A 20,271-nucleotide genomic window follows, 5' to 3' on the forward strand; every position below is an offset into this window, starting at 1 on the left:
GTCTCTTCTCTCCCCTCTTATTCGTGGAACTGCTTGAGGAACTGCAGGTTGTTCTCGAACATCAGGCCGATGTTGTTGATGCCATACTTCAGCATGGCGATACGCTCGATGCCGATGCCGAAGGCGAAGCCGGAATACTCGTCCGGGTCGATATTGCAGTTCTCCAGCACCTTGCGGTTGACGACACCGCCGCCCAGCACCTCGATCCAGCCGGTGTGCTTGCACAGCGGGCAGCCCTTGCCGTGGCACTCAAAGCAGCTCACGTCCACCTCCACGCTGGGCTCGGTGAACGGGAAGTAGGAGGGACGCAGGCGGGTGCGAGTGTCAGCGCCGAACAGCTTCTGCACGAAGGTATTCAGTGCGCCCTGCAGGTCGCCCAGCGTGATGCCCTTATCCACCACCAGACCTTCCATCTGGTGGAACATGGGGCTGTGGGTAGCGTCCGAGTCGGAGCGGAACACACGGCCGGGCATCAGGATCTTGATGGGCGGCTTCTGAACGTCCATGGTGCGGATCTGGCCGCCGGAAGTCTGGGTACGCAGCAGGAACTCATCGGACAGGTAGAAGGTGTCCTGCATGTCGCGTGCCGGGTGATCCTTGGGCACGTTCAGGCGGGTAAAGTTGTGGTCATCGTCCTCGATCTCCGGGAAGGTACCCACCGAAAAGCCCATGCCGGAGAACACGTCGATGATCTGGTTGGTGATCAGGGTCAGCGGGTGCAGGCCGCCCACAGAGCGGGTCTTGGCGGGCAGGGTGATATCCACCGTCTCCGCAGCATTGCGGGCAGCAAGCTCTGCCTGCTTCACCTGTTCTGCAGCAGCGTCGTAATCTGCCTGAACCTTTGCCTTGAGTTCATTGATGATCTTGCCCATAGCGGGGCGCTCTTCCGGCGCAACGGTGCGCAGGTTCTTCATCAGGGCAGGGATCTTGCCGTTTTTGCTGAGGTACTCCTGCCAGAAGGAGGCCAGCGTTTCCTTGCCGGACACCTGACCAAGGCTTTCAGCGGCCTGTTTTGCCAGCTCGTCGATCATTGCTTGCATGGATGTTCTCTCCTTTATTCTTCGTGTTGATGAGCGGAGTGCAACAAAAAAGCTCCGTCCCCTGCCCGATTTCTCAGGCAAAAGGGACGAAGCTGTTGATTCTTAGCTCCGCGGTACCACCCGGTTTCCACCCGTGCACAGATGCCGGGCGGCTCTCAGAACGCCGTAACGGGGCGTGGCCGTTCTGTACTACTGCTGTTTCGCACAGACCGCTCAGGAGCGAACTTCAGCACAGATACACCCGGAAGCCCTCTCAGCCGGTGAAGCTTCTCTCTTTGCCGTGTACGCCATACCTACTCTCTCCGTCGCTGCGTTTGGGAGTATTCAGGTTTTATAACCAAGAGCTATGTTACCACATTTCGGGACAGTTTGCAAGGGCTGTGCAGTCACTTTCCGCAAAAGTCGCGTTCGTTGGAGGTTTTTTCACAAAGCCGCAGCCATTATGAATCGTTTATGTCATCCATTATGAGCTGAAACAATTCTCCCAGGTCAATTAGTGGCGCAAACTCTTTATCAACTTTGTAATCATCTGAAATTTTTACCACGACCACACCGTCGATCTGCTGGATATATCCTTCCTGCGGATAGACTGGCATCTGTTCCAGCTCTGTTCTGCTGTACAGTTCCCCGTACTGTTCCACCGAGCAATGCTTGAGTTTTGCCGGAGTAATATCCCTGAAAACCGCTTTCCAAGACGCTCTGGCCGAGTAATCGTTCAGCCAGAAGCGGCCCATCTGCGCATACGGATTTGCATAGAGGTAATACTCCCTCTTCATAAAACTGGAGTTCGAGCTGGGTCTGCCCACAAACAGTACCGGCAGCTGCTCGTTATCGTCAAAATATCCGCTGCTCATCAGGTCGTCCGCGATGTGATTCGACATGCTCTTGAGTGTTTTCCTTCCCTCATACATAGCTTCCTGATCGATCACGGCAGAGCAGATATTGCCATAGACGACCAAAACCGCAAGTACTACAGCCCCTGTCCGGGCAGCACGTACATACTTTTTTACCATAGGCTGATTTGTGCGCGTCCCTTCAAGCAGCAGCAGACATACCGGCACGAACAGATTCAATCCTTCGCCCATCTGCAAAAGCCAGACCGCCTCGCTTGTGATCAGCATGATGGCATTGCACATGATGGGCAAAACGATCAGCGTTGCCACTCCCAGAAGGATATATTCCCAATTTTTCCGGTGAAGCATTTTTCTGAAGCGGTTCAGCAGTCCGATGCTCAGCGCCAGAAATACCAAAACGAAAAAGCCCACCGGCTGCAGAATGTTATGCCGATAGTAATTCTGAAAAAAGTAAGCTCCAAACAGTTGGTAGGTCTCTGCAATGGCATTGGGCAGATTTTTCAGTATAGAAAGTACCGAAACATCCGCTCCTCCATTATAACTTGCCATCTGCCATCCACATGCCCATACGATCAGCTTTGTGAGCAGGAAATACAAAACCATTCCTGCAGCTGCGCTGCAAAGACTTCTTCCAATGTGGGCATGGACCTTTTCTCTGTCCACATTGCGGAACAGAAGCAGCAGAAGATATGTCAGCAGGAGCAGACAAAAGTTATCAAGGCTCGTCTGATAGCACGCAAGGCTCATGACCAGAAGCAGTGCTCCCTGTACGACCGCTTTTCTAAAATCTGCGGCACGAACCACACGCTCTGCCGCCAGAACGGAAAACAAAAATGAGCAGCCAAACACCGGCGACTGAAACCGATATGACAGCTGTATTCCAGTGACCGTGCTGGCCAGAACAGCCATACCCGCCAGATAGGTCACGACAGAATCCTTCTCTGTAAAAAACTTCCGAAGCAGGGTAACAGCCAGCGCCGACATGGAAAGCATCAGCAATGAATTGAAAGGTTCCGTCTGGATGCCAAACCGCAGCGCATCGATCACCGGCCAGAGCCATCGGCCCGTGACTACCTGCCAATAGCCGCCGAAGAACCATGTATTGTTCCACAATCCGTCAAATGTATTGGTCAGCCGCTGGCTGATCAGCAGGAAAAACACTACCGCCGAAAACAGCAGCATCACCAGAAAATATCTTAGATCCGATATATCCAGCCCAAGGTCGTCCGGTTTCTGTACATCGATTTTTTCTTTCATCGTTATTTTCTCCATCTGTCCCGTTTTATGTTCTCAGGCTCATTTGTTATTCATCGATCAGATAATCCTCTGAAATTTTGATCACATATACGCCGTCCATTTCCTGCATGGAGCCTTTCTCAGGGAATGTCGGCATTCGTTTGATTTCTTCTGTCCGGATCAGTTCGTCATATACCTCATCACTGCACAGCTCCAGCTGCATCGGTGTGAGGTCACGAAACACCGCATTCCATGAGTAGCGCATTGTGGCGGCATTTTCTTTTTCGAAAAGGCCCACCTGTGCGTAGTCGTTTGCATCCCAGTAGATAACATGTGTCCGGAACAGTGGGCTTGCACTGGGGCGGCCTACCAGCATCACTGGCAGTTTTTCCGGCAAATCATAATAGCCCTCTGCCACCAGCTCACCGGCCACAAGGTCCGCGATTTGTTTTGTTGCCTTGCGTCCCTCATACATCGCCTGCTGATCGACCGCCGACATGAATACGCTCCCGTAAACGACAGCAGCCGCCGTAAGCAGGATCAGTGCTTTTTCTGCTTTATTCCAGCATTTGCGGAACGCATCACAGGCTGTTTTTCCTCCCGGCTGCTGTCCAATAGCCAGAAACAGACCGGCAGGAACAAGGCCAGACCTCCGGACATGGGAATATAAAACGACGCCTGCGAGGTTGCCACCATAAATACCGTGCACATCATGGGCAGCACCAGCAGCGCTGCTGTGCCATAGAAAGTGTTTTCCCAATCTTTCCGGCGTATGAGCCGAACCAGTCTGCACGCAAGCGCGGCACCCACCACACAAAAAATCAAAGCAAATACAACTGCAGTTTCCTGCAGCATATTGTGTTTTACAAGGGTACCAAAGAAATACCGATAAAAAAGCTCATAGCACTTTTCAACGCTGGAAGGAAGATTTTTCAGAATTCCAGACACTGAAATATCTGCGCCACCCTGGTAATCGGCCATCGCCGTTCCCGTCGCCCACAGTGTAATCTTTAAGATCAGCAGATACAGCACTGCGCCGGATGCAGCACTTGCCAGGCTTTTGCAAATATATTCCCGAATCTTTTGTTTTTCTCCATTCTGGAAAAGTAGTAGGAGAAAATAGGCCAGCAGCACCAGACAGAAACAGGCAAGGTTCGTCTGGTACAGGCCAAGGCTCAGTGCCAAAAGCACCGCTGCCGGCACAATGCTGCTTACGGCTGATTTTCCCCGGATCACGTGCTCTGTAGCCAGCATTGCAAAGAAAAACGAAAATCCGTACTCCGGTGCAATGAAGTGAAACGAAAGATAGCACCCGACCACAACATTGGAAACATAGCATAAACCTGCGAGCCAGTCAATGCAGGATGTTCTCATCCATGCCGGTTTGAAGAGCATATGAAGCCTGGTGACTCCAAGAGAAACCAGCACCAAGCACACCACCGCATTGATGGGTTCTAGCTGCAGACTGAAACGCAGAAAACTGGTCACCAGCCAGAACCATCGTCCGTTGGAAAGCTCCCATGCTCCCGCCATGTACTCAGCCGTTGTCCACAGACCATCCACTGTGTTCGTCAGCTTCAAGCTGATCAGCGGAAAATAGACCATCACCGCAAAACCCAGCATCACACAGAAATATTTCTTATCCAACTCCCGCAGCCAGTGTCTGATATCTGCTTTTATTTTTACAAACATGATATTCCTCTCCATCCATAAACTTCTGCTTTTCAGTATATCAAACTCTTCCACATGGTTCAATAAAAAATTCCCTGCCGGGCAGTCGGCAGAGGATCTTGCGTATTTTTCCAGAGTGCTTTATTTTGCCACGATTTCTGCAGCCAGAGCATCCATCTGGGCTTCTGCGGCGGCATTGGCGGCAGAACGGATGGTGACCACATTCTCACAGACCGTGATGTTCTTCATGCTTTCCAGCTCGGCGCGCATGAGCTTTGCGGCCATAGGTGCCCATGTGCCATTCTCCATCAGACCCACCGTGCGGTTCTGGAAGCTCTTGGTCTTGAGGTGGGTCAGCAGATTTTCCATCGGCGGGAAGAGGAAGCCGTCGTAGGTGGCGCAGGCCAGCACGATCTTTCCGCAGCGGAAGGCTTCGGTGACAGCATAGGACACATCGGTGCGGGTCAGGTCCACCTCCACGACCTTTGCGCCCTTTGCACGCAGCTTTTCTGCCATGAGGTGGGCTGCTGCACGGGTGTGGCCGTGGATGGAAGCACTTGCCACAAGGATCTTTTCCGGCTCCTCGGGCTTGTAGCTGGACCAGATGTCGTAGTAGTTCAGGTACTTGCCCAGATCTCCGGTCAGCACCGGGCCGTGCAGCGGGCAAATGGTCTGGATGTCCAGAGCCGCGGCCTTTTTCAGCAGCGCCTGCACCTGCGGGCCGTATTTCCCCACGATGTTCAGGTAGTAGCGGCGGGCTTCGCTGGCCCAGTCGGCCTTTTCGTCAAACTTTGCCACAGCGCCAAAGCGACCGAAGCCATCCGCGGAGAACAGCACCTTTTCGGTGGATTCATAGCTGACCATGACCTCCGGCCAGTGCACCATGGGGGCAAACACAAAGGTCAGGGTGTGGGTGCCAAGGCTCAGGCTCTCGCCGTCCTTCACCACCACGCGGCGCTCCTTTGCCACAGCATCAGCACCAAAGAACTGATCCATATACAGGAAAGTCTTGGCGTTGCCCACCACCTGCATCTCAGGATAGAGTGCCGCCAGCTTTGCAATGTTGGCACCGTGGTCCGGCTCCATGTGGGAGACCACCAGATAATCCGGCTTACGGCCTGCCAGAGCTTCGGTCAGGTTTTCCAGCCACGGCTCGGTAGCGCGGGCATCCACCGTGTCCAGAACGGCGGTCTTTTCGTCCAGAATGACATAGGAATTATAGCTCACGCCGGTGGGCACCGGATACTGGCTCTCGAAGAGGTCGATGGTGGTATCATCCACGCCAACGCCCAAAATGGCTTCACTGATCTTGTTTACGCTCATAATGCTCGGTCTCCTTATTTATATTTTTATGCAGTGCCGCGTTTCTGCGGCGGTTGTTTCTGAGAACAGTTCCTATCATACCACATCGTCAGAAAAATCGCAAGGGATAACGTGGGAATATTCTGCACATCAGAGCTCTTCCCCATTCTCCGGCAGACGTGCCGCCACCGGTTTGCCCGGCTCAGCATCCAGTTCCAGCAGAGCGGCAGCAGCGCTTTCGTCCATGGTCTGCACCGCGCGCAGCTTGCGGCTGATGGCACGGCTGCGCACGCCAATGAGATTATCCAGCTCTTCGTCGGTCTGGCGCAGGCGCTGCTGCATCTTGGAAAGTCCCTGCCCGAACTTGTCAAATTCGGTCTTCACCGCACCCAGCAGCTGCCATACCTCACCGGAGCGCTTCTGGATGGCAAGGGTCTTGAAGCCCATCTGCAGGCTGTTGAGCAGCGCTGCCATGGTGCTGGGGCCTGCAATGTTCACCTGATAGTCCCGCTGCAGCACTTCCAGCAGGCCCGCGTTCACCACCTCGGCATACAAACCCTCGAAGGGCAGGAACAGGATGCCGAACGCCGTGGTGTAGGGCGGCTCCACATATTTTTCCCGGATGTCCTTGGCCTCGGCCCGCAGCACCAGCTCCAGTGCGTGGCGGGCGTTCTCCACGGCCTGTGCGTCGCCGGATGCCTGCGCATCCTGTAAATGGGCATAGGTGTCGCCGGGGAACTTGGAGTCGATGGGCAGCCACACCGTGCCGCCGTCCGCGCCGGGCATCCGGATGGCGTACTCCACCCGCTGGGTGCTGCCCGGAATGGTGGCCACGTTGGTGTCGTACTGTTCCGGGGCAAGGATCTCTTCCAGAATGGCTCCCAGCTGGATCTCACCCAGAATACCGCGGGTCTTCACACCGGAAAGCACCTGTTTCAGCCCGCCCACATCAGCGGCAAGGTTCTGCATTTCGCCAAGACCCTTGTACACCTGTTCCAGCTGGTCGTTCACCGCCTTGAAGCTTTCGGTCACCCGCTTCTGCAATGCATCCTGCAGCTGTTCGTCCACCGTATGGCGGATCTCGTCCAGCTTCTGGGCGTTCTGGGCCTGCAGGGCAGTCATGCCCTCGGCAAGGGTGCGGCGCATCTCTTCCAGCTTGCGGGCGTTGGAGGCTTCCAGCCCCTGCAGGCGCTGCTCCATGGTCTGCTGCTGAGTGCCCTGCCCTGCGGCAAGGGCGGTGCTCATGCTCTGCACCGAGGCCTGCAGCGTTTCACTGATGTGGCCCATAGCGGCAAGGTTCTGCTGCGCCATCTCTGCCAGCTTCGCGTCCATCTGGCGGTTCTGCGCTTCCAGCTGCTGACGCAGCCATTCCTTCCGTTCTGCATCGTCCCGGTTTGCGGCAGGCTTTGCCGAGCGGTACAGCAGCAGGGCCATCATCAGGCAGATGGCCACCAGAAGCACCGTGTAAAGAAACGCTAAAAATTCCATAATGTCTCCTATTGCAAAATCCGGGCTGTGCAGCTGCAAAGCCCGGATCTGCGTACTTTATATTATTTTGTCTGTTCTTCCCAGAAGGCAGCGGCTTCGTCCAGCCAGCCATCCGCAGCCGTGCCGCGGCCAAGGCCGATGCCATGGGCTGCGTGGTCATATACCACTTCTTTGTAAGGTACGCCATGCGCGGCCATTGCCTTGCTGAGGGCCGGCCCCTGCAGCGGCCAGCACAGCAGGTTCAAGGTCAGGTCATCCCTGCCATACCAGAAGTACACCGGCGGATAGTCCTCTGTGATCAGGTCGGCAAGGCTGTATTCATAGTAGAACCGGCCGCACACAAAGGGGTCGATGCCCACACGGTAGATCGGTGTGATCTCGGAAAACTGCACGATGGGATACGCCAGGATCACTGCGCCGGGCTTGGGCAGGCCATAGTTTTTATAGCCCAGAGCGTCCGATGCAAACAGGCCCGCCAGATGTCCGCCGGAAGAATAGCCGATCAGGGCGTAGCTTTCCGTCTGCACGCCGAACTGCTGTGCGTGGCCGATGATGTACTTCACCGCCCGTGCAATGTCCTCTATGGGTCCGTTGTTGTCGTTATCCGGGTAGGCGCGGTAGCGCATCACGAACACCGCATAGCCTTTCTGGTGCAGCTGGTAAGCTGTGGAGATGCACTCCTTTAACTCTGCCGTGCGGTTTAGGATGTTGCCGGAGAGCACCAGCGCATACTTTGCATCCGGCGTGCTGGCCGGGTAGTAATAGAACTCCGCATTGTTGCGGGAGCTGTCCTCGGCGATCTCCTGCTCCGAGTAGAGCTTATAGGTGATCTGCACGCCCGCATTGTAATTGCGGATGAGCAGGTTCAGACCATCGGCACAATCCTGTGCCACATGGCTGCTCACATATTTTTCCAGCGTCTGGTCATTGCACCAGTCCTCGGTGCCGGGCAGGTTCTGCTCCTTGGAATAGGTCCAAACGCCTGCGCCAAGGATGCTGGGGTTCGAGCGGATCTCGCCCATGGTGGTCTGCGGCGTGATATCCGGCTCGCCATACTCTGCTGCAAATGCGGGCAGCGCCATCATCAGCAGCAGACAGATACAGGCTGCTGCGGTGCATATCCTGTGTTTCAACTCAACATCTCCTTTTCAGCCGACCTGTTCCTCCCAGAAGGCAACTGCTTCATTCAGCCAGCCCTCCGCATCGGTGCCCTTGCCTGCGGCCACTGCATGGGGAGCATCATCATACACATGGTAGATATGCGTCACATGGTTGCGGGCCAGTGCCTTTTCCAGCACAGGCCCCTGCGCCGACCAGCACATGGTCATAAGGGTCATGTCGTTTTTGCCGTACCAGTGATAGGTAGGCGGGTAATCCGGTGTGATGTAATCAGACAATGTCATTTTATAATACCGCTGCTTGCACACGCCGGGGTCCAGCAGGATATTATAGACCGGTTTGAACTCCAGGAAGGTGTTTACCGGGTAGCCCAGCAGCATGGCACCGGGCTTTGGCAGGCCGTAATTTTTGTAGCCCACCGCGTCGGTGCCGAACAGTCCGGCGATCTGCCCGCCTGAGGAATAACTTACAATGGCATAATCCTCCGCCTGCACGCCAAACTGTCCTGCATGTTCCGTGATGTATTGCACCGCGCGGACCACATCCTGCAGCGGCGCATTGTTGGAAGCCTTCATGCCGATGCGGTAGCGCAGCACGAACACCGGGTAGCCCATTTCGTGCAGGTTCCATGCAGTGGAAATGCCCTCGCGGATCTCCGCACTGACCACGATCGCATTACCGCCGATCACCAGCGCATATTTCTGGTTTGCCTGCGCCCCTTCTGCCGGCAGATAATACAGTTCCACACCGTCCCGGCTGGTATCCTGCGCGATCTCCTCCGCCGTATAAAGCGGGAAGGTCACCCGCTGCCCAGCGTTATAGGTGCGGATCAGATAGTTCAGTCCATCCGCCGCATCCTGTGCCGTCCAGTGATTGGAAAGGCAGCTCAGCGGCTGCGCGTCCCAGTACATCCGGTCCAGCACACGGTCCTGATCCAGCGAGTAGGTGTAGATGCCCGCACCCACAACGCTGGGGTTGGAGCGGATCTCTGCCATTTTGGTGCGCGGTGTGATGTTGGCCTGACCAAGCTCCTCCGCAAACGCCGGCTGTGCCAGCAGGATCATCAGGCCAATACCAAACATCACCGTGCGCAATCGATTTCTCACAGCAATCCCCCGTTTATCTCTTTATTTGCACTGTTTTTCCCAGAATGCCGTTGCCTGCCGGATCCAGCCGTCCGCATCGGTGTGGCGGCCCGGGCCAATGGCGTGGGGTGCGTTCTCGTACACATGGCACTCATAAACAGCCCCGCTCTCCCGGAGCTTGCGCTCCAGCAGCGGCCCCTGCTGGGAGTAGCACATGCGCTGCATATAAAGATCATTTTTGCCGTAGAAGAAATAGGTAGGGGTAAAGTTTTCGTTCACCACATCCGAAATATCGGTCCAGTAGTAACGCCAGCCAAGCACCAGCGGGTCAATGGCCAGCTGATATAGCGGCTTCACCTCAAAGAAATCGTTGATGGGGTAACCCAGCAGCAGCGCTGCAGGCTGTGGGAGGCCAAATGCCTTATAGCCGAACTTTTCGTTGTCTGAGCCGATCAGGCCCACGATGTGTCCGCCGGAAGAAAAGCCCATCAGCGCATAGTTTTCGCGCTGAACGCCAAACTGATCTGCATTTTCGGTCAGGTACTTTACGGCATTGGCAATATCGTACAGTGGCGCATTGTCGGATGCATTCAGGAAAGAGCGGTACCGCAGCACAAAAGCCGCATAGCCCAGCTCGTGCAGCTGGTTGGCAATGGATGCACCCTCGTTCAGCTCTGCGGTGGTGTTGCCGCCGTTGCCGGGCACCACGATGGCGTACTTTGCGTTGGCTGTTTTAGCCGGGAAATAATACAACTGCACCATGCCCAGAGAAGGATTTTCCGCAATTTCTTCCGGGGTATACACCTGCCATGTGATCTGTACGCCCCTGTTGTAGTTTTCGATCACAAGGTTCATGCCTTCGGCGGCATCCTCGGCAGCCGCGTAGCTTACATAGCCCTCAATGGGCGTATCATCGTACTGCGTGCTGCCCTCGATCCATTCGTTGCAGTAGGTGTAGTAGCCGGAGCCTTTGATGCTGGGGTTCTCCCGCAGCTCCTTCATGGTCGTCTTTGTTGTGATGTTCGGCTCGCCGTACTCTGCAGCAAATGCCGAAAGCGATACGCACGCCAGCATTCCCAGCGCGCACACCATCGTTCTGATCCACTTCATTTTGGGACATCCTCCATTCTGCAGCGGCGTATCCTGCCGTGCTTTTCTTTGTTATGATTTATTGTATCACAAACCTTCCGCTTGTCAAAGAAATTTCTGTGCAGTACGGCGCTTGTACCGCACCGCAAATTCTGCTATACTGGAGCCGGATATTTTTGAGAGTTGAGGGTGCGGAAAGCTATGCACTTTCCGTCGGGATCGAAATATGAGCAAAATCGAGATCCGGCCCATGGAGCCGGAAGACTGGAGCGCTGTTTCCAGAATTTATTTGGAGGGCATTGCTACAGAACATGCCACTTTTCAGACCACCTGTCCGCCGTATTCTGCGTGGGATGCTTCCCACGCAAAAGAATGCCGACTGGTACTGCTGGCCGACGGCGTGATCGCCGGGTGGACCCGCGCTGGTGCTACCGCGGCGTTGCCGAGGTGAGTATTTACGTGGGTGAGCAGTTCCGAGGCCATGGCCTTGGCTATCACCTGCTGACCGAGCTGTGCCATCAGGCAGAAAAGGCCGGCTACTGGACACTGCAGTCCACCGTGCTGCAGGACAACGCTGCCAGCCGCGCCCTGCACACAAAATGCGGCTTTCGCTTAGTGGGCCGCCGGGAACGCATTGCCCGCGACTGTCACGGCCGCTGGCTGGACACATTCTTAATGGAATACCGCGCTGCCGCCAATGAACCGGAAGGCTATAAAAAGCTGTAAGATACAAAAAGAACTCCGCGCCCTGTGAGGTGCGGAGTTCTTTTTTGTCCATTGATAAAATGATAAAGGTAAAAACAGGCTTACCACTCTTCGCCGTCGATGTCCACGCTGCCGTCCACCACGGCACCGGCACGGGAACGCTGGAACATGCTTTCCACCACGGCGCAGTACTTATCGGCCAGACAGACGATGACTGCTTCGCGGCAGGTGGGCACATGACGGAAGGTCAGCGGCCACATGTGGCTTGCAATGATGCTCTGTTCCTTTGTGGTAATGCTGAACACCCGCTTTGCATTGACGCAGGCATAGCCCGGATGGGAGAAGCCGTGCATCTCAAACAGGCGGCGCAGGCCGTGAAAGGTACCGGTGGTGTGCCAGTCGTACAGATAAAAATCATGCAGCAGGGCACCCACTGCCAGCGAGGTCTCGTCAGCGTGCAGATGCAGACGGCGGTTGAGCCAGAAGCTCACCAGCGCCACATTCTTGCAATGCTGGTAGGTGGTGACAGAGCCGTGCTGGATGTACTCCCGCATCCGCTGCACATCCGGGTGATGATCGTATTTTTCAACGATGGCATAAAGCTGTTCGCGCTCGATCTCAGAAAGCTGCATGCTGCAAAATTTCCTTTCGCTTTAAGGTGATGTTTTCAGGAGCGGAGCTGGACCGGATTGGAATTGCCGAAGTTCTCTGCACTGGAAGGGTTCTCCCGCTTGAGAGAAAGATCTACCAGATACTGCTTGCCGTCGCCCAGTTCTTCCAGCTGGGCCAGTTTTGCCTTTGCGGCGGCTTCGTCCGGGTACCACTGGATCAGGAAGAAATTTTCTTCCTCTACACCGTAGTACAGCCACTGGCCGTCGGCACGCAGCCAGTCGTCCAGATGATCCACTTCTTCGCCGTCCGGCAGGCCAAGGCCTTCTTCGGCATAAAGGTTTTCCGGTTCCACCTGCAGCATTTCGATCACCTGAATGGAGCTTTGCAGGTATTCGTCCTGCGAAACTGTCTTGTCCGAAAGCTCCCATCCGGTGAGAAAAGCCTGCATCATCAGGTCGCGCACAGAGATGCGCGGCAGGGTCGGGTCCATAACCATAGGTATTTCCTTCTTCCTTTAGTTTGTCCCTGCTGACCAGTATACGTCAAAGGCTTATGCAAGTCAACAGTTTAATTGTGAATTTTTTGTAGGTTCGTTCAAATATATCCAGACTTAACAGACGGAAAAGGCAAAAGTGTCTTTCAGCCATTCCACTGCCAGTTCCACCCAGTGATGCCGGTGGCGGCTGGGCTGGTCCACCTCTGCTGTGCTGATGCTGGTACCGTGCACCCCCTTTTCAAACAGATGCGCCTCGCATGGCACACCCGCCCGGTGCAGAGCGTTCACCAGCATCAGGGTGTTCTCCACCGGAACGGTGGCATCCTCCATGGTGGTCCATACGAACACCGGCGGCGTCTGCGGCGTGATCTTATCCTCCAGCCCGAACACCTGCTGTGCCGCCGGGTCGGCGCTGCCCGCCAGCTGCACAAAGCTGCCGCGGTGGGCATACTGCCCTGCCGTGACCACCGGATAGCCCAGAATGACCGCATTGGGCCGGGGCTGGGCCGCTTCGCCGGGAATGTCCAGCACAGCACCGGAAAGGGCCAGGTGGCCGCCCGCTGAAAAGCCGCACACGGCAATTTTTTCCGGCAGGATATGCCACTGGGCCGCGTGCTGTCGCACAAGGCCGATAGCCTCGGCCAGCTGGCGCAGCGGCATGTAGTCCTTTGCCTTTTCGCAGATGGCGTAGTCCAGCACAGCGGTGTGGTACCCCGCCGCCGCAAACTGCAGCGCCACCGGGTCGCCCTCACGGGCACTCACATGGGTATAGCCGCCGCCGGGCACCACCAGCACCAATGGCCGGTCAATCACATTCGGCATCCGCTCACAGCAATCACGCAGGTAAACGGTCAGTGTCCCACCGCCGGCCAGTTCCAGCTGTTTCAGCTGCATGATATTTCCTCCTTTTACAGCATCCTTTGCGGTTCATTATAGCACAAAACGAACCATTTTTTAAACTTTTTATGAAAGCCCTTGATTTTTGCTTTTTGTCGGTGTATATTAGCACTCGAAAGTTACGAGTGCTAAGTATTCAAAAGCAATATCCTATTCCGAGTGCTTGGTGCCGAATACAGATAAAAAGAGGTTTTGCATTATGGCTAAGAAAGAATTTCAGGCTGAAAGCAAAAAGCTGATGGATATGATGATCAACTCCATCTACACCAATAAGGAAATTTTCCTGCGCGAGCTGATCTCCAACGCATCGGATGCCATCGATAAGCTCTATTATAAGAGCCTGACCGATCCTTCTGTGGGCATGAACAAGGGCGATTTTCGCATCCTCATCACCCGCGATCAGGAGAACCGCATCCTGACCATTGAGGATAACGGCATCGGCATGACCAAAGAGGAACTTGAGCAGAATCTGGGCACCATTGCTCACTCCGGTTCTCTGGATTTCAAGAAGGACAACAAGGACGAGAACATCGATATCATCGGCCAGTTTGGTGTCGGCTTCTACTCTTCCTTCATGGTAGCCGATAAAGTCACCGTCATTTCCAAGGCTTATGGCTCGGATGAAGCATGGCAGTGGGAGTCCTCCGGTGTGGACGGCTACGAAATGACCCCCGCCCAGAAGGACACCGCAGGCACCCAGATCATCCTGCACATCAAGCCGGATACTGAGACGGACCACTATGACAACTTCCTCGATGAGTACGGCATCGTGGCCATCGTGAAGAAATACAGCGACTACGTGCGCTATCCCATCCAGATGGAGCGCCAGCACGAGCGCCAGAAGCCGGAACCCGATCCCAAGCCGGAGGATTATAAGCCCGAATGGGAGACTTACACCGAGCTGGAAACTCTGAACAGCATGGTGCCCATCTGGAAAAAGCAGAAGAGCGAAGTGACCGACGAGGAGTACGCGAACTTCTATAAGGAAAAGTTTGGCGATTATACCGACCCCGCCCGCGTCATCGTCAGCCGCACCGAGGGCACTGCAAATTATAATGCCCTGCTGTTCGTGCCCAGCCACCGTCCCTACGACTTCTACACCAAGGATTATGAAAAGGGTCTGGCCCTGTACGCATCCGGCGTGCTCATTATGGAGAAGTGCGCCGACCTGTTGCCCGATTACTTCAGCTTCGTCAAAGGCATTGTGGACAGTCAGGATCTGAGCCTGAACATCAGCCGCGAGATGCTGCAGAAGGACAACCAGCTCAAGCTGATCCACAACGCTCTGGAAAAAAAGATCAAGAACGAGCTGCACGCCATGCTGGCCAATGACCGCGAGAAGTACGAGGAATTCTGGAAAGAGTTCGGCCGTCAGATCAAGTTCGGTGCTTACTCCGACTACGGCATGCACGCCGAGCTGCTGCGCGACCTGCTGCTGTTCTGGTCTGCCAAGGAGCAGAAGATGGTCACTCTGCAGGAGTATGTGGACAAGATGCCCGCTGAGCAGAAGTATATCTACTTTGCTGCCGGTGATTCTACCGACCGTCTGGCAAAGCTGCCCGCCGCTGAGCTGGTCATGGATAAGGGCTATGACGTCCTGCTGCTGACCGAGGATGTGGATGAGTTCTGCCTGCAGATCCTGCGCACCTATCCCCGCAAGGATGCCGAGGGCAAGGACGGCACCGTGGAGTTCAAGAATGTCAACAGCGGTGATCTGGGCCTTGAGACCGAGGAAGAGAAGAAGGCCGCCGAGGACGCTACCGCTGAGAACAAGAACCTGTTCGATGCCATGAAGGACGCTCTGGACGGCAAGGTGAAAGAGGTCAAGGTCTCTACCCGCCTGAAGGATCACCCTGTGTGCCTGAGTGCTGACGGCCCGCTGTCCATTGAGATGGAAAAAGTGCTGTCCAAGCAGCCCGGCAGCGAAGGCGTAAAGAGCGATAAGGTTCTGGAACTGAATGTCAACCACCCCGTGTTCGCCGTGCTCAAGGCCGCACAGGAGGCCGGTGACACCGACAAGCTCAAGAAGTACAGTGCTCTGCTGTACGCACAGGCTCAGCTGATCGAAGGCCTGCCGGTGGATGATCCCGCCGCCTACGCCGAGGCCGTCTGCAGTCTGATGAAGTAACTTTTTCCGGTAGGCAGCAGACTTACTCCCCTGCCGCTTCCACGCACATCAATATTTCCCCCTTAACAAAAAGGCCGTGCTCCGCTATAATAGAGTGGAACGCGGTCTTTTTCTGTTCTTTTGCCGGACAGTCAGGATAAATTGAGAGGTTTTTGCTCATGCAGCCCAAAAAACATTATTTTGCCCACATTCCCACCATTGCCATCTTTATTGTGTTTGCCATGTCGGCACCGCTGGGCGTGCTGCTGTTCATCTTAAAAAGCATCGATAAAAACGCCGAAAAAGAGGAAAAGGCCGCTGCGCAGGCGCAGGCAGACTATCGTTCCGACCTCGGCCCCGCATCTGCGCAGACGGCCCCCGGCAGGAAAACGAGCCAGCCTACGGCCACGATGTTCCCACCAAAGAGCAGAAGGACGCTAAGGAGCGTCATAAGCTCCTTACCACCCTGTGCACCATCGGCGGTGCTGTCTTTCTGTTCGCGGGCTTCAGCACCCTGTTCATGGATGGTGCTGCCAGCATGATGGAAGCCTTTACCGCCATTGCCCAGATGCTGGGCGGCGGCGCTGCTCTGCTAACCGGCCTGCACATGGATCGTACCCGCAAGCTGGAACGCCTGTTGGACAAGATCGCAGGCGACCGCGACAATATTCCGCTGGACGAGCTGTTTGCTGCCGCGGGCATCGATGCCGCAAAGGGCCGCACCGTGGTGGAAAGTGCTATTTCCCACGGTTACTTCGGTGCAGATGCTTACATTGATAACCGCACCAATACTCTGGTAGTGCGCGGCGCGGCTCCCCAGCCGCCCCGGAAACCGAAGCCTGCGCCCGCCCCAGAACCTGCACCAGCGGACCAATATACCGCAATTCTGCAGCAGCTGCGGCAGGTCAACGATGCCATCCCGGACCCCGTGATGACCATCAAGATCAGCCGTCTGGAAGCGGTCAGTGCCCGCATCTTTGAGCTGGCAAAGCAGGACCCCGGCAAAAAGGCTCAGCTGCAGAAATTCATGGACTACTATCTGCCCACCGCCCTCAAGCTGCTGAACACCTACGCCAGCCTTCCTGCGCAGGATGTGCAGGGGGAAAACATCGCCGATGCCAAAAAGAACATCGAGCGCAGCATGGACCTGCTGGTGACCGCCTTTGAAAATCAGCTGGACAAGCTGTTCCAGTCCGACGCACTGGACGTTTCGGCAGATGTGGCCGCACTGGAAGGGATGCTGAACATGGACGGCCTGACCGGAAACGAGTTTACAAAATAATATTTTGGGAAACAGGGAAAAGGCCCATGAGCTTTTTCCCTGTTTTTTCAAAGCGCAAATCTCCATGTTGTGCAGGCCTCGTCCGTCCCACGCAAAGCCGTGGATTTGCAGGCATTTTTGCCAATGGTTTTTCCGTTTTATATCTAATTTTATTTCAACCGTCAAATTCCACTCTGTGCGCCAATTTCAGTCTTTTTGCAACTTTTCATCCAAATGCAACAATAACACATGGTTTTTTCTGTCCGGATTTTATATGATAAGGACAGAAGTGTGCAGAGCATCCTGTATGCGGCCCTGCACTGCAGTTCCAACCCGCTCAAAAGGAGGATTATCCTATGATGAAATCTGTTTCCGCATGGAAGCAGGAGCTTTCCAGCGGCGCTCACGCTGCCCGGCTGGCAGCACTTTACTGCTGTGCGCCCGACGAAACTCCTGCACAGGCTGCCCGCTACGAAGCTGTTCTGAATGGTCTGGATGCCACCTTTGGCCCCCATGCTGAAGCTGGTCTTTACAGTGCCCCCGGCCGCACCGAGATCGGCGGCAACCACACCGACCACCAGCATGGCCGCGTGCTGGCCGGCAGCGTGAATATTGATATGATCGCTGCCGCCGCGCCCAACACCCTGAACCAGCTGCGCGTGCAGAGCGAAGGCTACGACCTGTGTGTGATCGGCCTTGATGACCTTGCTGCCCGCAAGGAAGAGGAAAACACTACCCTCTCTCTGCTGCGCGGCGAATGCGAAGCCTTCCGTCAGCGCGGCGCAAAGCTGGCCGGTCTGGATGTGTACATTTCCTCCAACGTGCCCAAGGGCAGCGGCGTTTCTTCCTCCGCCGCCTTTGAAGTGCTGATCGGCGTGATCCTGAATGACTGCTTCATGACCGATAAAGTCTCCCCCATCGAGATCGCGCAGATCGGCCAGTGGGCAGAGAACGTCTACTTTGGCAAGCCCTGCGGCCTGATGGATCAGATGGCTTCCAGCGTTGGCAACATTATTACCATTGATTTTGCGGACCCTGCCCACCCGGATGTGGAGCCGGTGGCCGTGGATTTCTCCAAGGCAGGCCTTGCCCTGTGCATTCTGGATTCCTGCGCAGATCATGCCGACCTGACCGACGAATATGCCGCTGTGCCCGCCGAGTGCCGCGCCGTGGCTGCTGTGTGCGGCGGCGAAGTGCTGCGGGATGTGCCGTTCGAGACCTTCCTTGCAAAGCTTCCGGAGTGCCGCAAGCAGTGCGGCGACCGTGCCGTGCTGCGCGCCTTCCATATCTATGCCGATAACGACCGCGTGGCAAAACAGGTAGCTGCCCTGCGCGAGGGCGATTTTGACACTTTCCTGCGTCTGGTCAACGAGTCCGGCCACAGCAGCTGGGAATACCTGCAGAACGTGATCCCCGCCGGTTACAAGGAGCATCAGGAGATGGGCGTGACCATTGCAGCTGCCAAGCATTATCTGAACGGCAAGGGCGCTGTGCGCGTGCACGGCGGCGGCTTTGCCGGTACGGCTCAGGCCTTTGTGCCGGTGGAAATGCTGGCCGACTTCAAGGCCCACATGGAAGCCATCCTTGGTGAGGGCCGCTGCCATGTGCTGAGCATCCGCCCGGAAGGAGGCGCAGTGCTGTGATCTCTACCGCCATTCAGCAGCTCGTGAATTACGGGCTTGACACCGGCCTTATCCTGCCCGATGATGAAATTTACATCCGCAACCAGCTGCTTATGACCATGCAGCTGGACGACTTTACCGCGCCGGAGGGCGAGGTGTGCTATACCGATCTGGAAAGCATCCTCAAAACGCTGGTAGATGATGCCGTTGCCCGCGGTGTGTGCGAGGACAACTCCACCGCCCGCGACCTGTTCGACACAAAGCTCATGGGCGTATTGACCCCGCGGCCCAGCATCGTGCGCGCCAATTTCGAGGAACGCTACGAAAGCGAAGGCCCGCAGGCCGCAACCGACTGGTTCTATAAATTCAGTCAGGACACCGATTATATCCGCCGCTACCGCATCAAACGCGACCTGAAATGGGTCACCAAGACCCCCTACGGCGATCTGGAGATCACCATCAACCTCTCGAAGCCCGAAAAAGACCCCAAGGCCATTGCCGCCGCCAAACTAGCTCCCCAGAGCGCCTACCCCAAGTGCCAGCTTTGCGCCGAGAACGAAGGCTATGCAGGCCGCATGAACCACCCCGCCCGCGAGAATCACCGCATCATCCCTCTCACCATCAACGACAGCGCTTGGAACCTGCAGTACAGCCCCTACGTCTACTACAACGAGCACTGCATCGTGTTCAACAACCAGCACACTCCCATGAAGATCGAGCGTGCTACCTTCCGCAAGCTGCTGGATTTCGTGGGCCTGTTCCCCCACTATTTCGTGGGCAGCAACGCCGACCTGCCCATCGTGGGCGGCAGCATTCTCAGCCACGACCATTTCCAGGGCGGCCACTATGAATTCGCTATGGCAAAGGCTCCCGTCGAGAAGAAGTGGGTCTTCCCCGGTTTTGAGGATGTGGATGCCGGTATCGTGCACTGGCCCATGAGCTGCATCCGCCTGACCAGCGAGGATGATGCCCGTCTTGTGGAGCTGGCCGATAAAATTCTGACCGCATGGCGCGGCTACTCGGACGAAAAATGCTTCATCTTTGCCGAGACCGACGGCGAGCCACATAACACCATCACCCCCATTGCCCGGATGCGGGACGGCAAGTATCAGCTGGATCTGGTGCTGCGCAACAACATCACCACCCCGGAGCATCCGCTGGGCGTGTTCCATCCCCATGCAAAGCTGCATCACATCAAAAAGGAAAACATCGGCCTGATCGAGGTCATGGGCCTTGCCGTGCTGCCCAGCCGCCTGAAAAAGGAGCTGTTTGAGCTGGCCGATGCACTGGTGGCCCGCACCCCGGTGAGCCAGTACCCGGAAGAACTGCAGAAGCACGCCGAGTGGGCCGAGGATATTCTTGCCCGCCACCCGGAACTGAACGGCGACACCGTGCACCTCATCCTGCAGAACGAGGTGGGCCATGTGTTCGCTCAGGTATTGGCCGATGCCGGTGTCTATAAAATGGACGAGGCTGGCCGCGCAGGCTTTGTGCGGTTCCTTGCAAGCGTGCAATAATCTATTAAAAAACGCTCTCCCCCTTTCCCCCGCCGGTATGCCTTGCCGACGGGGGATTTTTATTGTTCAGCGGAGGTCCCAAGACGTTTTCCGTCCCGTAACACAGCACAAAAAAGCCGCCTTTCGTGCCAATTAGCACAAAAAGCGGCTTTTTATCGTCTTATTTCAGG

General features: G+C 55.8%; 17 protein-coding genes, 1 pseudogene and 1 other annotated feature. Of the genes and pseudogenes, 6 read left to right on the plus strand and 12 right to left on the minus strand.

Annotation, left to right across the window (positions count from 1 at the left end; genetic code table 11):
* Positions 1-17: 17 nt before the first annotated feature.
* The 9 genes from pheS to PXT33_RS09440 all read right to left on the minus strand — a co-directional run bounded on the left by pheS (position 18) and on the right by PXT33_RS09440 (position 10,905).
* Positions 18-1,040: a phenylalanine--tRNA ligase subunit alpha gene (pheS, locus tag PXT33_RS09400; RefSeq protein ID WP_097775388.1), complete on the minus strand. Its 1,023-nt coding sequence runs from the start codon at positions 1,038-1,040 to the stop codon at positions 18-20.
* Between the two features lie 79 nt (positions 1,041-1,119).
* Positions 1,120-1,358, minus strand: a binding site (T-box leader).
* 122 nt (positions 1,359-1,480) lie between these two features.
* On the minus strand, positions 1,481-3,151 hold the full coding sequence (locus PXT33_RS09405; protein ID WP_332376412.1) for a glucosyltransferase domain-containing protein: 1,671 nt from the start codon (positions 3,149-3,151) through the stop codon (positions 1,481-1,483).
* A 46-nt stretch (positions 3,152-3,197) separates the two neighbouring features.
* Positions 3,198-3,629: a hypothetical protein gene (locus PXT33_RS09410; protein WP_347070301.1), complete on the minus strand. Its 432-nt coding sequence runs from the start codon at positions 3,627-3,629 to the stop codon at positions 3,198-3,200.
* Positions 3,630-3,670: 41 nt separating this feature from the next.
* Positions 3,671-4,837: a glucosyltransferase domain-containing protein gene (locus PXT33_RS09415; protein WP_347070302.1), complete on the minus strand. Its 1,167-nt coding sequence runs from the start codon at positions 4,835-4,837 to the stop codon at positions 3,671-3,673.
* Between the two features lie 105 nt (positions 4,838-4,942).
* The gene (locus PXT33_RS09420; RefSeq protein ID WP_298638382.1) at positions 4,943-6,124 is read right to left on the minus strand and encodes an FprA family A-type flavoprotein; all 1,182 of its coding nucleotides are present in this window, start codon (positions 6,122-6,124) and stop codon (positions 4,943-4,945) included.
* Positions 6,125-6,253: 129 nt separating this feature from the next.
* Positions 6,254-7,591: a DNA recombination protein RmuC gene (locus tag PXT33_RS09425; protein WP_097775384.1), complete on the minus strand. Its 1,338-nt coding sequence runs from the start codon at positions 7,589-7,591 to the stop codon at positions 6,254-6,256.
* 62 nt (positions 7,592-7,653) lie between these two features.
* A complete protein-coding gene (locus PXT33_RS09430) occupies positions 7,654-8,724 on the minus strand; it encodes an alpha/beta hydrolase (protein WP_298638384.1) in 1,071 nt (356 codons plus the stop codon).
* A 15-nt stretch (positions 8,725-8,739) separates the two neighbouring features.
* A complete protein-coding gene (locus tag PXT33_RS09435) occupies positions 8,740-9,816 on the minus strand; it encodes an alpha/beta hydrolase (protein WP_223389754.1) in 1,077 nt (358 codons plus the stop codon).
* Positions 9,817-9,837: 21 nt separating this feature from the next.
* The gene (locus tag PXT33_RS09440; RefSeq protein ID WP_242960002.1) at positions 9,838-10,905 is read right to left on the minus strand and encodes an alpha/beta hydrolase; all 1,068 of its coding nucleotides are present in this window, start codon (positions 10,903-10,905) and stop codon (positions 9,838-9,840) included.
* Positions 10,906-11,110: 205 nt separating this feature from the next.
* Between PXT33_RS09440 and PXT33_RS09445 the strand changes: the two are divergent.
* Positions 11,111-11,610, plus strand: a pseudogene (locus tag PXT33_RS09445) (GNAT family N-acetyltransferase).
* 80 nt (positions 11,611-11,690) lie between these two features.
* On the opposite strand, the gene PXT33_RS09450 reads toward PXT33_RS09445, so the two are convergent.
* The 3 genes from PXT33_RS09450 to PXT33_RS09460 form a co-directional block, all read right to left on the minus strand.
* Positions 11,691-12,221: an HD domain-containing protein gene (locus tag PXT33_RS09450; protein WP_097777640.1), complete on the minus strand. Its 531-nt coding sequence runs from the start codon at positions 12,219-12,221 to the stop codon at positions 11,691-11,693.
* Between the two features lie 35 nt (positions 12,222-12,256).
* Entirely contained in the window at positions 12,257-12,697 is a 441-nt protein-coding gene (locus PXT33_RS09455; protein WP_097775383.1) for a hypothetical protein, read from the minus strand.
* 114 nt (positions 12,698-12,811) lie between these two features.
* Complete coding sequence (locus PXT33_RS09460) at positions 12,812-13,591, minus strand: alpha/beta hydrolase (protein ID WP_332376415.1); 780 nt, start codon at positions 13,589-13,591, stop codon at positions 12,812-12,814.
* 202 nt (positions 13,592-13,793) lie between these two features.
* Here PXT33_RS09460 and htpG point away from each other — a divergent pair, with 202 nt between their 5' ends.
* From htpG to galT, 5 genes are all read left to right on the plus strand, one after another.
* On the plus strand, positions 13,794-15,722 hold the full coding sequence (htpG, locus tag PXT33_RS09465; protein ID WP_097777638.1) for a molecular chaperone HtpG: 1,929 nt from the start codon (positions 13,794-13,796) through the stop codon (positions 15,720-15,722).
* 158 nt (positions 15,723-15,880) lie between these two features.
* Positions 15,881-16,243, plus strand: a complete 363-nt coding sequence (locus PXT33_RS09470; RefSeq protein ID WP_347070303.1) for a hypothetical protein — start codon at positions 15,881-15,883, stop codon at positions 16,241-16,243.
* On the plus strand, positions 16,222-16,983 hold the full coding sequence (locus PXT33_RS09475) for a 5-bromo-4-chloroindolyl phosphate hydrolysis family protein (RefSeq protein WP_347070304.1): 762 nt from the start codon (positions 16,222-16,224) through the stop codon (positions 16,981-16,983). Before PXT33_RS09470 ends, PXT33_RS09475 begins: the two co-directional genes overlap by 22 nt.
* A gap of 335 nt (positions 16,984-17,318) precedes the next feature.
* Positions 17,319-18,605, plus strand: coding sequence for a galactokinase family protein (locus PXT33_RS09480; protein ID WP_120080264.1), 1,287 nt, complete (start codon positions 17,319-17,321; stop codon positions 18,603-18,605).
* Complete coding sequence (gene galT, locus PXT33_RS09485; RefSeq protein WP_332376418.1) at positions 18,602-20,101, plus strand: UDP-glucose--hexose-1-phosphate uridylyltransferase; 1,500 nt, start codon at positions 18,602-18,604, stop codon at positions 20,099-20,101. The genes PXT33_RS09480 and galT overlap by 4 nt, the downstream gene beginning before the upstream one ends.
* Positions 20,102-20,271 lie beyond the last annotated feature (170 nt).

Source organism: Faecalibacterium taiwanense (assembly GCF_036632915.2).
Classification (GTDB): Bacteria; Bacillota; Clostridia; order Oscillospirales; family Ruminococcaceae; genus Faecalibacterium; species Faecalibacterium taiwanense.

Excerpts from the sequence above, each read along its gene's own strand:
- pheS (WP_097775388.1), bottom strand. The coding sequence starts at position 1,040 with ATGCAAGCAATGATCGACGAGCTGGCAAAACAGGCCGCTGAAAGCCTT.
- PXT33_RS09405 (WP_332376412.1), bottom strand. The coding sequence starts at position 3,151 with ATGAAAGAAAAAATCGATGTACAGAAACCGGACGACCTTGGGCTGGAT.
- PXT33_RS09410 (WP_347070301.1), bottom strand. The coding sequence starts at position 3,629 with ATGTCGGCGGTCGATCAGCAGGCGATGTATGAGGGACGCAAGGCAACA.
- PXT33_RS09415 (WP_347070302.1), bottom strand. The coding sequence starts at position 4,837 with ATGGAGAGGAATATCATGTTTGTAAAAATAAAAGCAGATATCAGACAC.
- PXT33_RS09420 (WP_298638382.1), bottom strand. The coding sequence starts at position 6,124 with ATGAGCGTAAACAAGATCAGTGAAGCCATTTTGGGCGTTGGCGTGGAT.
- PXT33_RS09425 (WP_097775384.1), bottom strand. The coding sequence starts at position 7,591 with ATGGAATTTTTAGCGTTTCTTTACACGGTGCTTCTGGTGGCCATCTGC.
- PXT33_RS09440 (WP_242960002.1), bottom strand. The coding sequence starts at position 10,905 with ATGAAGTGGATCAGAACGATGGTGTGCGCGCTGGGAATGCTGGCGTGC.
- PXT33_RS09450 (WP_097777640.1), bottom strand. The coding sequence starts at position 12,221 with ATGCAGCTTTCTGAGATCGAGCGCGAACAGCTTTATGCCATCGTTGAA.
- PXT33_RS09455 (WP_097775383.1), bottom strand. The coding sequence starts at position 12,697 with ATGGTTATGGACCCGACCCTGCCGCGCATCTCTGTGCGCGACCTGATG.
- PXT33_RS09460 (WP_332376415.1), bottom strand. The coding sequence starts at position 13,591 with ATGCAGCTGAAACAGCTGGAACTGGCCGGCGGTGGGACACTGACCGTT.
- htpG (WP_097777638.1), top strand. The coding sequence starts at position 13,794 with ATGGCTAAGAAAGAATTTCAGGCTGAAAGCAAAAAGCTGATGGATATG.
- PXT33_RS09470 (WP_347070303.1), top strand. The coding sequence starts at position 15,881 with ATGCAGCCCAAAAAACATTATTTTGCCCACATTCCCACCATTGCCATC.
- PXT33_RS09475 (WP_347070304.1), top strand. The coding sequence starts at position 16,222 with ATGGATGGTGCTGCCAGCATGATGGAAGCCTTTACCGCCATTGCCCAG.
- PXT33_RS09480 (WP_120080264.1), top strand. The coding sequence starts at position 17,319 with ATGATGAAATCTGTTTCCGCATGGAAGCAGGAGCTTTCCAGCGGCGCT.